The organism is Acidovorax sp. GW821-FHT10E04, assembly GCF_059415185.1.
Window position 1 is genome coordinate 67,427 of record NZ_JBWKMT010000010.1, and the last position, 12,810, is coordinate 80,236.

The window sequence follows — 12,810 nt, forward strand, 5'->3', positions numbered from 1 at the left end:
CGCCCCCACCAGTGCACCCGTGGAACCGGCTTTGCCGGGCCACCGGGTGCGTCCCCCTCCGGGGGAAGGCGCGCAGCGCCTCAGGGGGGCTTCTTTCTAGCCCGAGGATGCGCCGCGTCATACACCTTGGCCAGGTGCTGGAAATCCAGCCGCGTGTAGACCTGCGTGGTGGTGATGTTGGCGTGGCCCAGTAGCTCCTGCACCGCGCGCAGGTCGCCGCTGCTTTGCAGCAGGTGGCTGGCGAACGAGTGGCGCAGCATGTGCGGGTGCACCGGCGTGGTCAGGCCCGCCTGCTGGCTGCGCTGGCGCAGGCGCAGCCAGATCGACTGCGCCGTGAGCCGCTTGCCGCGCTGGCCGACGAACAGTGCCGTGTCAAGGCGCGCCGAGCCCTCGCCGCCGAAGGGCGTGGCCCGCAGCCGCAGCCAGGCCTGCAGCGCCGCCGTGGCCGCGCGCCCCACGGGCACGCTGCGGCGCTTGCTGCCCTTGCCGAACACATGGGCCTCGCCGGCCTGCAGGTCCACCCAGCCCCGGCCCAGGCGCTGGGTGTCGGCGTTGGGGATGGCGTCGAGCCCCGCTAGTTCGCCCACGCGCAGGCCGCAGCCATACAGCAGCTCCACCATGGCCGCATCGCGCGCCTCCAGCCAGGGGTCGGCGCCGGTGTTGTCGAATTCGGCCAGCCGCACGGCGTCGTCCACCCCCAGCGCCTTGGGCAGGGGCTTGGGCGCCTTGGGGGCGCGCACGTCCTGCACGGGGTTGTGCGGGATCAGCCCCTGCCGCCCCGCCCAGATGAAGAACCCGCGCCAGCCCGAGAGGATGAGCGCAATCCCCCGCCCGCTGCGCCCGCCGCTGTGCATCTGCGCCACAAAACGGCGGATGTGCGCGGTCTGCAGCTGCAGCAGGGGCACGCCGACCCCCGCCGCAAACTGCGCGAGCTTTTCAAGGTCCAGGGTGTAGAGCGTGAGCGTGCGCGCCGCCAGCCGCTTTTCGACGCGCACATGCTCCAGGTAACGCAGGACGTGCGGGTCCGGGGGAATCTGTGTGGCCAGCATGTCGGACACGGGGCACTACCCAGGCAACTGGCGCGCCCCAAGGCCAGCGCCACCGTGGAACCGGCTTTGCCGGGCCGGGGGTGGCTTCCCCCCGCAGGGGGGAAGCGGCGCAGCCGCACAGGGGGGCATCACTTCAGCCGCAGCAGGGCGGCACTGGCGAGTTCTGCCATGCGCGACAGAAATTCCGTGCCCATCGTGGCATCAAACCGCTGGGGGTCTTGCGAGCCCAGCACCAGCAGGCCGAACGCGGGCGTGGCGCTGTCGATGGCGCCCTCGCGCAGCGGCAGCAGGGCCAGCGACTGGGCGGGTTCGCCCGCCTCGGCCGCGAGCCAGCCTGCGGGCTCGAACCCCAGGTTGGGGCCGCAGAACGGCATGGTCAGCGACGAGGCGAACGCGCGGGCGTCTTCGCTGGCACCCTGGGTGAAGTCGGCATCGATGTACGGCGCAGCCACCTCCCACACGCGCACCGCGGCCTGGGGCACGTCGAACAGGGTGCGCACGCCATCGACCACCGCCTGCGGCAGGTCGAACGGGTCGCGCACCTGCAGCAGCGCGCTCGTCCACTGGTGCACCTTGTGGGCGATGGCGGCGTTTTCGGTGCTGTTGCGCACCATTTCCATGATGCGCTGCTCCAGGCCCTTGATCTTCTCGCGCAGCATCTCGGCCTGGCGCTCCTGCAGGCTCACGGCGCGCGCGCCGTGGGGGCTGGTGATCTGCACGCTGGCCAGCACCTCGGCATGGCGTTCGAAGAAGCCCGGCGTGTTGGTGAGGAACTGGGCGATGTCGTCTTCGGTGATCGGGGGGATGTGGGACGTCATAGGAGGGTGTCAGGAATGTCGATCCGGCCTTCGAACACCGTGGTGGCGGGGCCGGTCATGAAAACGGAATCGGCCTCCTGGCCGCTCCAGGCGATGGTGAGGCGGCCGCCGCGCGTGTCCACATGCACCTCGTTGTCGAGCAGGCCCAGGCGGATGCCGGCCGCCACGGCCGCGCAGGCCCCCGAGCCGCAGGCCAGGGTTTCGCCCACGCCGCGCTCGAACACGCGCAGCCGCACATGGGCGCGGTCCACGATCTGCAAAAAGCCTGCATTCACGCGCTGCGGAAAACGCGCATGGCGCTCGACCAGGGGGCCCGCTTCCAGCACCGGGGCGGTGTCCACGTTGTCCACCAGCTGCACGGCGTGCGGGTTGCCCATGGAGACAACCGCTACCAAAACAGTAGCTGTCAGCGCTTTACCATCCAGCGCCAGCGGCCATTTTTGTCCTGAACCTTGTGCCACGGCGGTCAAACCACTGGCATCAAACGGCACCCGGGCGGGCTCGAACTGCGGTCGGCCCATGTCCACGGTGACGCGGCCATCGGGGGTGAGGCGGGGGGCGATCACGCCGCTTTTGGTCTGCACCCGCAGGGTGTCCTTGCCCGACAGGCCCTTGTCGTGCACAAAGCGCGCGAAGCAGCGGGCGCCGTTGCCACACTGCTCCACCTCGCCGCCATCGGCGTTGTGAATCACGTATTCGAAGTCGATACCGTCCGCTGGCGAAGGCCGCACCGTGAGGATCTGGTCGGCCCCCACACCGAAGTGGCGGTCGGCGAGGAAACGGTATTGGGCGGCGCCGAGCCCCAGGCGGCCCCGGGTTTCGTCGAGCACCACGAAATCGTTGCCCGCGCCCTGCATTTTGGTAAAGGGAATCTGCATGGCCGGATTATCGTCGGTGGGCCGGCGTGCGCGGCACCCCGCCCGGGGCAACTTGTGACAGAACCCCCACCCCGCCAATGAACCCCGGCCTGCACCGGTTTTTCCGCCGGTTTAGGCTGTGCCGTGTGGCGGCCCGCCCGCGCGCCGGCCGCCGCCTCCCCAACCCCCCCATTCGCCAACGAGGACCCGCATGCCCGATCTCGCCAGTTTTCCCATTACCCGCAAATGGCCCGCCCGGCACCCGGAGCGCATCCAGCTGTACTCGCTGCCCACGCCCAACGGCGTGAAGGTGTCGATCGCGCTGGAAGAGCTGGGCCTGCCCTACGAACCGCACCTGGTGAGCTTCGAGACCAGCGACCAGACCTCGCCCGAGTTCCTGTCGCTCAATCCCAACAACAAGATCCCGGCCATCCTGGACCCGAACGGGCCCGACGGAAAGCCCCTGGCGCTGTTCGAATCCGGCGCCATCCTGGTGTACCTGGCGAGCAAGACCGGCCAGCTGATCCCGCAGGACACGGCCGGGCGTTACGAGGCCCTGCAGTGGGTGATGTGGCAGATGGGCGGCGTGGGCCCGATGTTCGGCCAGCTCGGTTTCTTCCACAAGTTCGCGGGCAAGGACTACGAGGACAAGCGCCCGCGCGACCGCTATGTGGCGGAGTCCAGGCGCCTGCTCAAGGTGCTGGACGAGCGCCTGAAGGGCCGCCAGTGGGTGATGGGCGAGCAGTACACCATCGCCGACATCGCCATCCTGCCCTGGGTGCGCAACCTCGTGGGCTTCTACGGCGCGGGCGATCTGGTGGAGTTCGGTCAGTTCAAGGAAATAAAGCGCGTGCTGGAAGCCTTCGTGGCGCGCCCGGCCGTGGCCAGGGGGCTGAGCATCCCGGCGCGCGGCTGAGCAGGCCCTGGCTGCAGGGGCCGTGGCACCGGTCAGCCCATGCGCTCCTGCAGAAAATCCAGGAAACACGCGATGCGCGCGGCCAGCTGCGTGTTGCGGTAGTACACGGCGCTCACGGGCTGGCGCACGTCCGCCGTGTCCCTGGCCAGCACCTGCACCAGATCGCCGCGCGCGCGGTCGGCGGCGGTCATGAAATCCGACAGGCACACGATGCCCGCGCCCTGCAGCGCGAGCTGGCGCAGCGTCTCGCCGCTGGACGCGGCGATCTCCGGCACGGTGGGCCACTCGTCGCCATGCGCGCCGCGCAGGGGCCAGCGGTTGAGCGATTCCGGCTGCGTGAAGCCCAGCAGGGTGTGCCGCGCCAGGTCTTCCACCGCCCGCGGCCGCCCCCGGGCGGCCAGGTAGGCCGGGCTGGCCAGCACGCGGATGCGGCTGGTGCACAGCGGGCGCGCGTGCAGGGTCGAGTCGCGCAGGTGGCCTATGCGGATGGCCACGTCGGTGCGGCGCTCGAGCAGGTCGATGTTCAGCTCGTCCGTGTCCAGCTCCAGCGTGATCTGCGGGTAGGCCGCGCGGAACGCCGGCACCAGCGGCACCACGGCGTGCAGCATGAAGGGCGTGGCCGCGTTCACGCGCAGGCGGCCCGCGGGCTGCTGGCGGCGCGCGGCCATGTGCTCCTCGGCATCGTCGATGGACGCCAGGATGGCGCGCGTGCGCAGCAGGAAGGCCTGCCCCTCCTCGGTCAGCGCGGCGCGGCGCGTGGTGCGGCGCAGCAGCGTGGTATCGAGCTTCTTCTCCAGCCGCGCCAGCGCCCGGCTGATGCCCGAGACGGTCTGCCCCAGCTGGTCGGCCGCCGCCGTGATGGAGCCGCCGTCCACCACGGCCACAAAGGCCTGCAGTTCTTCGAGCGTGGTTTTCATGGGCCTCCATTGTTGACTTCGGATCAAGTATCTATGGAGCGTAACGGTATTTTTCTGCAAGACTGAAGCGCCCACACTCCTTCCCATGTCCACAGGAGTGTTTCCATGCCCATTGCCTTGCTCGCGCTGACGCTCAGCGCTTTCGCCATCGGCACGACCGAGTTCGTGATCGTTGGCCTGCTGCCCACCGTGGCGGCCGACCTGTCCATCAGCATCCCCTCGGCGGGCCTGCTGGTCAGCCTGTACGCCCTGGGCGTCGCCGTGGGCGCGCCCGTGCTCACAGCCCTCACCGGCCGCGTGCCCCGCAAGGCGCTGCTGCTGTCGCTGATGGCGCTGTTCACCGCCGGCAACCTGCTGGCCTGGCAGGCGCCCAGCTACGAAACGCTGGTGGCCGCGCGCATCCTCACCGGGCTGGCGCACGGCGTGTTCTTCTCGATCGGCTCGACCATCGCCACCGGCCTGGTGCCGCGCGAGAAAGCCGCCAGTGCGATCGCCATCATGTTCACCGGCCTCACCGTGGCGCTGGTCACGGGCGTGCCGCTGGGCACCTTCATCGGCCAGCATTTCGGCTGGCGCGAGACCTTCCTGGCCGTGTCGGCACTGGGCGTGGTGGCCTTCATCGGCAGCGCGATCTTCGTGCCGCGCAACATCGCCCACACCCCGCCCGCCTCGCTGGTGCAGCAGGCCAGGGTGCTGGCCGAGCCGCGCCTGCTGCTGGTGTACGCCAAGACGGCCATCGGCTACGGCGGCACGTTCATCCCGTTCACCTTCCTCGCCCCCATCCTCACCGACATCGCGGGCTTCAGCGCCGGTGCCGTGGGCTGGGTGATGCTGGTGTACGGCGTCTCGGTGGCGGTGGGCAACATCTGGGGGGGCCGCCTGGCCGACCGGCTGGGGCCCATCCCCGCGCTGCGCATCATCTTCGCGCTGCTGGCCGCCGTGCTGCTGCTGCTGCAGTTCACCGCGCCCCACCCCTGGCTGGCCCTGGCCACCGTGCTGCTGTGGGGCGCCGTGGCGTTCGGCAACGTGCCCGGGCTGCAGGTGTATGTGGTCAAGCAGGCCGAGCGTTTCACGCCCCAGGCGGTGGACGTGGCCTCGGGCCTGAACATCGCGGCGTTCAACCTGGGCATCGCCGGCGCCGCCTGGGCCGGGGGCCTGATCGTGACGCACCTGGGCCTGATGCACACGCCCTGGATCGGCGCCCTGGTGGTGCTGGTGTCCCTGGCGCTCACGCACTACAGCGGCGTGCTGGACCGGCGCAGCGGCATCCCGGTGCGCGGCAGCGGGCCGGTGCCCGTGGGGCACTGAGCAGCCCACGCCCCCTCAACTCTTTCTGTCCCACCCCTTTTTTGCTTCGTTTCAGGAATCGCCATGACTTCTTCCCCTTCCCTTCCCGCCTTCGGCCTGGGCACCTTCCGCCTCCAGGGCCAGGTCGTCATCGACTCGGTGCGCAACGCGCTCGACCTGGGCTATCGCGCCATCGACACGGCGCAGATCTATGGCAACGAGGCCGAGGTCGGCCAGGCCATCGCGGACAGCGGCGTGCCGCGCGGCGAGCTCTTCATCACCACGAAGGTCTGGACCGAGCACCTGGCGGGCGACCGGCTCGTCCAGAGCCTGAAGGACAGCCTGGCCAGGCTGCGCACCGACCAGGTGGACCTCACGCTGATCCACTGGCCCTCGCCCGGCGGCGCCGTGCCCGTGGCCGAGTTCATGGGCGCGCTGGCCGAGGCCCAGGCCCGGGGCCTCACGCGCCTGATCGGCGTGTCGAACTTCAATACCGCCCTGCTGCGCGAAGCCATCGCGGCCGTCGGCGCCGACCGCATCGCCACGCACCAGATCGAGCTGCACCCCTACCTGCAGAACCGCGCCGTGGCGGACTTCGCGCGCAGCCAGGGCATCCACACCACCTCGTACATGACGCTGGCCTACGGGAAGGTGCTGGGCGACCCGGTGCTGGCGGACATCGCGCGGGCCCACGGCGCCACCACCGCGCAGGTGGCGCTGGCCTGGGCCATGCAGCTGGGGTATGCCGTGATTCCCTCGTCCACCCGGCGCGACAACCTGGCGAGCAACCTGAAAGCCCGGCCGCTGCGGCTGACCGGCGAGGACATGGCACGCATCGCCGCGCTGGACCGCGGCGAACGGCTGGTGAACCCCGAAGGCCTGGCGCCCGCCTGGGACTGAACCGCCCCGCCCGTGCGGGGCGCGCCGCGCGCCTCGATAATGGCCCGATGCCCCGCACCACCCAACAACTGCACCCCCACCGCGAACCTGTTGCCACCCGCCCGGCCGCCACCGTGCTGCTGCTGCGCGATGCGCAGGGCGAACCGGGCGGACTGGAAGTCCTCATGACCCGGCGCTCGGCCACGGCCAGCTTCGCGCCCGGGGCCTACGTGTTCCCGGGCGGGGGCATCGACGCGCTGGACGCGCAGGTGCACGCCGCCGCCGACCGCCGCCCCACGCAGAGCGACCAGCACCTCACGCAGGCCATCGCCGCGATCCGCGAAAGCTTCGAGGAGCTGGGCATCCTGCTGGCCCGCCATGCCGATGGGCGCATGGCCGACGCACGGGACATCGCCGCCATCGACCGCCAACAGCCGCTGGCCGCCCAGTGCGGCGCGCGCGGCCTGCGCCTGGCGGCCGACAGCGTGTACCTGCTGGCCCACTGGACGGCCGACCGCGACCTGCCGCGCCGTTTCGACGTGCCGTTCCTCGTGGCCCGCATGCCCGAGGGCCAGGAGCCCGTGGCCGACGAAACCGAGCAGTTCGAGCCCGTGTGGGTGCGCCCGGCCGATGCGCTGGCGCGGCACGCGGCGGGGCAGTTCTTCATGATCTTTCCCACCATCCGCACGCTGCAGCGGCTCGCCCTGTTCACCAGCGCGCAGGCGGTTCTTGACGCCCTGGCCGATGAAAAGCCGCTGTGGGTGAGCTGCCCGCGCGCCGGCACGCTGGCGGGCCAGGAGGCGCGCTACATGGAAGGCGACGCCCCCTTTGGCGAGCTGGCCCTGGTGTGCCCCGACGGCCAGATCGTGCACGCGCTCGACTGGCAGACCGACCGGCCCGTGCCGCTGCTGCGCAACGTGCAGCGCCTGACCGCGCCCAACCCCGGCGTGATGACCGGACCCGGCACCAACAGCTACCTGGTGGGCGACCCGGCCACCGGCTACATCGCCATCGACCCGGGCCCGGCCGACGCGGAGCACCTGGACAGGCTTTGGCGCGCCGCCGGCGGCGACATCCGCACGATCGTGTGCACCCACTCGCACCCCGACCACTCGCCCGGCGCCGCGCCGCTGCAGGCGATGTGCACCCGGGCCGGGCGCAGCGCCCCCCCCATCCTGGGCCTGCCATCGGCCCCCACGGCGCGCGCTGCCAGCGCATTCACGCCCGACCGCTTGCTACAAAACAATGAGCTGCTCACGCTGGAAGGACAAGCGCCAGAGGGCAAAATCACCCACACCCTGCAGGTGATCCACACCCCGGGCCACGCGGCCAACCACCTGTGCCTGCTGCTCGTGGAAGACGCCCTGCTGTTCAGCGGCGACCACATCCTCAACGGCAGCACCACCGTGGTGGACCCACCCGACGGCAACATGGCCGACTACCTCGACTCTCTGGACAAGCTCGATGCGGTCTGCGCCGCACATGGCGTGGAGTTCATCCTGCCCGCGCACGGCTATGTGCTGGGCGACGCGCGCGGCGCGATCGCCAGGCTCAAGGCCCACCGTCTGGCGCGCGAGGCCAAGGTGCTGGCCGCCATGCAGGCGCTGCCCCAGGGCAGCGTGGACGACTGGGTGCAGCATGCGTATGACGACGTGCCCCCGCGCATGTGGCCCGTGGCCCAGCGCTCGCTGCTGGCGCATGTAGAGCGAATAAGAATGCTCGCCCCCTGAGTCGCCTGCGGCGCCTTCCCCCATCCGGGGGACGACGCCCTCGCTGCGGGGCGGCCCTCGCTTGGCGTCCCTGGCGGAGAGAGCGCCCGCTGCACGCGCCACGAACAACAAGAGGCGTGCCCACACAATCCATCCAACAAAGAAAGCCGCCCCCACCCATGAATGACAAAAACGCTGACCCCACCCACATCCGCCTGGCCAAACGCGTGGCCGAGCAACTGAACTGCTCGCGCAGCACGGCCGAGCAATTCATCGAAGGCGGCTTTGTGAGCGTGGACGGCCAGGTGGTGGAAGCCCCGGGCGCGCGCGTGCGCCCCGACCAGGCCGTGGCGGTGGCCAAGGACGCCAGCCTGCTGGAGCTGACCCCGGTGACCTTGCTGCTGCACAAGCCGGTGGGGTTTGAAGCGGGCCTGGGCCTGCCCGCCGGGCCAGCGGCGCACGCCAGCCGCAGCCAGGGCGCCACGGCCGCCAGCACGCTGCTGGGCGCTGCATCCCACCTGGCCGAGGACGCCTCGGGCATCCGCGTGCTGCTGCGCCATTTCAGGCAGCTCGAATGCTTCACGCCGCTGCCCACCGAGGCCAGCGGCCTGGTGGTCTACACCCAGGACAAGCGCATCGCGCGCAAGCTGGCGGAAGACATCGAGTCGCTGGAGCAGGAATGCATCGTCGAGGTGAAGGGCGATATCGCACCGAACGGGCTGCAGCGCCTGTGCCACGGCCTGTCGTTCAACGGCCGCCCGCTGCCGCCCATCAAGGTGAGCTGGCAAAGCGAGACGAAACTGCGCTTTGCGCTCAAGGGCATCCGCCCCGGCCAGATCCCGGCCATGTGCGACGCCGTGGGCCTGGCCGTGGTCGCCTTGAAGCGCATCCGCATCGGCCGCGTGCCGCTGGCCAAGGTGCCCGAGGGGCAGTGGCGCTATCTGCAGCCCTGGGAGAAGTTCTGACTCCCCCTGAGTCGCCTTTGGCGCCATCCCCCTAAGGGGGACGCACCCGGTGGCCTGGCAAAGCCAGTTCCACGGGTGCGCTGGCAGAGGTGTGCCAGTTGCCGGCGGCGGGCGGGGCGGGCCGAACCACCGCCAGAACGATTGCTACCAAAAACATAGCTATCAGCGCTTGATGGAAAGGCGCCAGAGGCCCATCTGGCTCGAGATTTTTTCCACAGACCGCTGCTACACTGCGCCACAAACAGGAGGGAGTCCATGAGCCAAGTTCCATCAGACAGAGACGGCGCCGCCGGGCCGATGTCCACGTTCATGCCGCAGAACATCGACGCGCACCCGCTCGAATTCACCGGCAGCGGCGGCGAGTATTTCCGGGTGTGGATCGTCAACGTGCTGCTGTCCATCGTCACGCTGGGCATCTACACCCCCTGGGCCCGGCGCCGCACCGCGCAGTATTTCTACAGCCACACGCTGGTGGCGGGCAGCCCCCTCGAATTCACCGCGCAGCAGCGCAAGATGGTGATGGGCTTCGTGCTGCTGGTGCTGCTCACGCTGGCCTACAACATCGCCGCCAATACCGGACAGGACGCGGCCGTGGGCGTGTTCCTGCTGACCGGCGCCGTGCTCTCGCCCCTGATCTGGGGCAGCGCCATGCGCTTTCGGCTCGGGGCCACGCGCTGGCGCGGCCTGCGCCTGCAGTTCACCGCCAGCTGGAAAGAGGTCTACATCGCCAGCTGGCCCATGTTCGCGCTGGCGCTGGTGTGGTTCGGCGTGTTCTTCGGCATGCAGGTGCTGTCGCCCGGACTGGCCGAGGCGCTCCAGGCCGCCGAGGAAGAAACCACCAAGCGGTCCCTGCCCGCCTTCACCCCCGCCATGGGCGGCCTGCTGCTGCTGGGCCTGGTGCTGACGGTGCTGTGCTTCATCCGCCTCGAATACAACTACAAGAGCCTGCTGGTGCTCAAGGCCCAGGTGGGCGCAGAAAAAGGCCGCTGGAAGCCGGTGTACATGGATTTCGTGAAGGTGTGGCTGGCCACGGTGGCCGTGTTCATCCTGTGCGTGGTCGGCATCTCGGCGCTGATCGGCATCCTGGCGGGCAGCTCCATCGCGCTGGTGGCCAGCCAGAGCGACCGCATGGGCCTGTGGCTGTTCGTGGTGATCATCGTGTCCATCGTGGCGGGCATCTTCATGCTGATCCTGGCCTCGGCCCCCGCCCGCGCGTACCGCGAGGCGCGCATGTTCCAGCTGATGTGGAACAACACCGGCGTGAGCCACGTGGCACGGTTCAAGTGTCACCTGAAGAGCGGGCGCTACGTGTGGCTGCGCATCAAGAACATGCTGCTCACCCTGCTCACGCTGGGGCTGTACCGTCCGTTTGCGCGGGTGAGCGAATACCGCATGAAATGCGACTCCGTCACCCTGCATGTCAAGGGCGGCGTGGAACAGGTGGCGGGCGCCATGGTGCGCCAGCAGCAAGGCGGCCTGGGCGATGCGCTGGCCGATGCGGCGGGCCTGGACCTGATTGGATAGCGGGTAGAGGGCATCCCCCTGAGGCGCTTCGCGCCCCGGTGCGTCCGGCCAGGGCGGCCGCTCGCCCGTGCCGCCGCCAGTTTCACCGGCCCCGGGCCACCTACAACGTGATGGATGACTGACATGAACGACCCCCTTCACGCTGCATCCCTCGTGCCTGGCCGCTGGTTCGACGGCCAGAGCAGCAGAGCCCGCCCCGTGATGGTGGGCCTGCGCCCCACGCCGCGGGGCCCGTCGCTGGTGCTGCACCCGCTCTCGCAGCCAGGCGCCGCGCCGGCCGTGTTCGCCTGCAAGGATGTGGGCTGGCCGGAGGCCTGGAACGAGCGCAAGCCCCAGCCCCGCGTGGTCGTGGACCTGCGGGACCACGGCAGCCTGGAGATCGATGCCGTGAACGACTGGCGCGCCGCCCTGGCCGCCGCTGGCGAACGCCCGGGCCTGGCCCAGCGCATGCAGACCCGCTGGCCCGTGCTGCTGGGCGTGGTGGCGGTGGCGGCCATCGGCCTCACGCTGTTCTACCGCTACGGCACCCCCTGGGCCGCCACGCAGCTCACGCGCTTTGTGCCCCTGTCCTGGGAAACCAGCGTGGCCGAGAACGTGCTGCGCCAGATGGACAGCGGCACGCTCAAGCCCAGCAAGCTCCCCAGGGAGCGGCAGGAGCAGCTCAAGGCGCGCTTTGACGCCCTGGTGCAGCACACACCCCCCGGCCTGCGGCGCTACCCCGGCTACCAGCCTCCCCTGAGCCTGGAATTCCGCTCGGGCATGGGCGCCAACGCCTTTGCGCTGCCGGGCGGCAAGGTGGTGATGACCGACGGCATCGTGAAGGCGGCCGCCGACAAGGGACTGGACGACAACGCGCTGGTGGGCGTGCTGGCGCACGAAATCGGCCATGTGGTGCAGCGGCACACCACGCGCATGGTGGTGCAGCAGGGCGTGCTCAGCATGGGCCTGGGGCTGGCGCTGGGCGATGTGTCCGGCATTGTCTCCACCGGTGCCTCGGTGCTCACGGGGCTGGCCTACAGCCGCAACCATGAGCGCGAAGCCGACTGCTACGCCATCGCGGTGATGGGCCAGGCAGCCCTGCCCACGGCGCCCATGGGCCAGCTGCTGCTGGCCATCGCGAAGGATGAAGCAGAAGAGGAAGAAGACAACAAGAAGAAGGAGAAAGCAGGCCAGGACCAGGCGGCCACAGCGGCCGAACCCGGCGCCAGCAGCCCGGAGCGCTCGCGCAAGCGCAAGATGGCGGAAGACATGGCGTCGCACCCGGTCTGGTCGCTGCTCAGCAGCCACCCCGACACCGTGGAGCGGGCCACGGAGCTGGAGAAGGGGCATGCGCCCCACTGCGCGAAAGGCTGAGCGAGCCATGGCGTGCTCCGCGCCGGGCACGACCGGCACATCAGCGCCTACACCAGGCTGAGGCTGGGGGAAATAAAGTGTGAAGCACGCCGATAAGCCGGATTCTGTGCACCACGGTTGCCCGCAGTGTGACCGCCATTAATCTGGGCCGGGTGTCGCCACCACGGCTCGGTGCTACCTACCCGCCAGCTCTGCGGAACCACATCAACGCTGGCCTACTTGGTATTGCTGCGCGTAGAGATTGCCCGTTTCACCCCGAGCGGGCTTGCCAGCTCGGGGTGGCTGTTCGGACCCGGCTTTCGCCGGGTTCGGACAGCTCTCGCTGTCCTCTCGCCAGCTTGCGCTGGCGCCTCACAGAACACTCCGTGGCAGGTAGTTTCCACCCGGACTCGTCTCTGTTGCTCTGATCCTCACCTCACGGTGGGCAGCCGTTAGCTGCTACGCTGTCCTGTGCAGTCCGGACGTTCCTCCAGTGCCTGGTTTCCCAGATTGCACCAGCGGCGGTCTGGCGTGCTTCACGGGCTGGATTATCCCAC

General features: G+C 69.8%; 11 protein-coding genes and 1 other RNA gene. 7 read left to right on the forward strand and 5 right to left on the reverse strand.

From position 1 onward, the window contains the following. Positions 1 to 80: 80 nt before the first annotated feature. The 3 genes from AC07OC_RS25180 to dapF form a co-directional block, all read right to left on the reverse strand. A complete protein-coding gene (locus AC07OC_RS25180) occupies positions 81 to 1,049 on the reverse strand; it encodes a tyrosine recombinase XerC (RefSeq protein ID WP_492805963.1) in 969 nt (322 codons plus the stop codon). A gap of 128 nt (positions 1,050 to 1,177) precedes the next feature. After that, positions 1,178 to 1,867, reverse strand: coding sequence for a DUF484 family protein (locus tag AC07OC_RS25185; protein WP_218293281.1), 690 nt, complete (start codon positions 1,865 to 1,867; stop codon positions 1,178 to 1,180). Continuing rightward, positions 1,864 to 2,745: a diaminopimelate epimerase gene (gene dapF, locus AC07OC_RS25190; protein ID WP_492244348.1), complete on the reverse strand. Its 882-nt coding sequence runs from the start codon at positions 2,743 to 2,745 to the stop codon at positions 1,864 to 1,866. Before dapF ends, AC07OC_RS25185 begins: the two co-directional genes overlap by 4 nt. A gap of 190 nt (positions 2,746 to 2,935) precedes the next feature. Here dapF and AC07OC_RS25195 point away from each other — a divergent pair, with 190 nt between their 5' ends. Next, positions 2,936 to 3,640: a glutathione S-transferase N-terminal domain-containing protein gene (locus tag AC07OC_RS25195; RefSeq protein WP_218340448.1), complete on the forward strand. Its 705-nt coding sequence runs from the start codon at positions 2,936 to 2,938 to the stop codon at positions 3,638 to 3,640. A gap of 32 nt (positions 3,641 to 3,672) precedes the next feature. Here the strand turns inward: AC07OC_RS25195 and AC07OC_RS25200 are convergent, their stop codons facing one another. After that, on the reverse strand, positions 3,673 to 4,557 hold the full coding sequence (locus AC07OC_RS25200) for a LysR family transcriptional regulator (RefSeq protein WP_218293278.1): 885 nt from the start codon (positions 4,555 to 4,557) through the stop codon (positions 3,673 to 3,675). Positions 4,558 to 4,662: 105 nt separating this feature from the next. On the opposite strand from AC07OC_RS25200, the gene AC07OC_RS25205 reads away from it, so the two are divergent. The 6 genes from AC07OC_RS25205 to AC07OC_RS25230 all read left to right on the forward strand — a co-directional run bounded on the left by AC07OC_RS25205 (position 4,663) and on the right by AC07OC_RS25230 (position 12,274). Next, positions 4,663 to 5,865 (forward strand): MFS transporter, encoded by a 1,203-nt coding sequence (locus AC07OC_RS25205; protein WP_218293277.1) that lies wholly within the window; start codon positions 4,663 to 4,665, stop codon positions 5,863 to 5,865. A gap of 63 nt (positions 5,866 to 5,928) precedes the next feature. After that, positions 5,929 to 6,744, forward strand: a complete 816-nt coding sequence (gene dkgB, locus AC07OC_RS25210) for a 2,5-didehydrogluconate reductase DkgB (RefSeq protein ID WP_218293276.1) — start codon at positions 5,929 to 5,931, stop codon at positions 6,742 to 6,744. A 47-nt stretch (positions 6,745 to 6,791) separates the two neighbouring features. After that, positions 6,792 to 8,453, forward strand: a complete 1,662-nt coding sequence (locus AC07OC_RS25215) for an MBL fold metallo-hydrolase (protein WP_218340449.1) — start codon at positions 6,792 to 6,794, stop codon at positions 8,451 to 8,453. Between the two features lie 158 nt (positions 8,454 to 8,611). Continuing rightward, entirely contained in the window at positions 8,612 to 9,397 is a 786-nt protein-coding gene (locus AC07OC_RS25220; RefSeq protein WP_218340450.1) for an rRNA pseudouridine synthase, read from the forward strand. A gap of 255 nt (positions 9,398 to 9,652) precedes the next feature. Continuing rightward, entirely contained in the window at positions 9,653 to 10,921 is a 1,269-nt protein-coding gene (locus tag AC07OC_RS25225; protein ID WP_370627811.1) for a YjgN family protein, read from the forward strand. A 123-nt stretch (positions 10,922 to 11,044) separates the two neighbouring features. Next, entirely contained in the window at positions 11,045 to 12,274 is a 1,230-nt protein-coding gene (locus AC07OC_RS25230) for a M48 family metallopeptidase (RefSeq protein WP_218340451.1), read from the forward strand. Between the two features lie 77 nt (positions 12,275 to 12,351). Here the strand turns inward: AC07OC_RS25230 and rnpB are convergent. Then, positions 12,352 to 12,791, reverse strand: an RNA gene (gene rnpB, locus AC07OC_RS25235) — RNase P RNA component class A. Positions 12,792 to 12,810: the final 19 nt, after the last annotated feature.

Excerpts from the sequence above, each read along its gene's own strand:
- AC07OC_RS25180 (WP_492805963.1), bottom strand. The coding sequence starts at position 1,049 with ATGCTGGCCACACAGATTCCCCCGGACCCGCACGTCCTGCGTTACCTG.
- AC07OC_RS25185 (WP_218293281.1), bottom strand. The coding sequence starts at position 1,867 with ATGACGTCCCACATCCCCCCGATCACCGAAGACGACATCGCCCAGTTC.
- dapF (WP_492244348.1), bottom strand. The coding sequence starts at position 2,745 with ATGCAGATTCCCTTTACCAAAATGCAGGGCGCGGGCAACGATTTCGTG.
- AC07OC_RS25195 (WP_218340448.1), top strand. The coding sequence starts at position 2,936 with ATGCCCGATCTCGCCAGTTTTCCCATTACCCGCAAATGGCCCGCCCGG.
- AC07OC_RS25200 (WP_218293278.1), bottom strand. The coding sequence starts at position 4,557 with ATGAAAACCACGCTCGAAGAACTGCAGGCCTTTGTGGCCGTGGTGGAC.
- AC07OC_RS25205 (WP_218293277.1), top strand. The coding sequence starts at position 4,663 with ATGCCCATTGCCTTGCTCGCGCTGACGCTCAGCGCTTTCGCCATCGGC.
- dkgB (WP_218293276.1), top strand. The coding sequence starts at position 5,929 with ATGACTTCTTCCCCTTCCCTTCCCGCCTTCGGCCTGGGCACCTTCCGC.
- AC07OC_RS25215 (WP_218340449.1), top strand. The coding sequence starts at position 6,792 with ATGCCCCGCACCACCCAACAACTGCACCCCCACCGCGAACCTGTTGCC.
- AC07OC_RS25220 (WP_218340450.1), top strand. The coding sequence starts at position 8,612 with ATGAATGACAAAAACGCTGACCCCACCCACATCCGCCTGGCCAAACGC.
- AC07OC_RS25225 (WP_370627811.1), top strand. The coding sequence starts at position 9,653 with ATGAGCCAAGTTCCATCAGACAGAGACGGCGCCGCCGGGCCGATGTCC.
- AC07OC_RS25230 (WP_218340451.1), top strand. The coding sequence starts at position 11,045 with ATGAACGACCCCCTTCACGCTGCATCCCTCGTGCCTGGCCGCTGGTTC.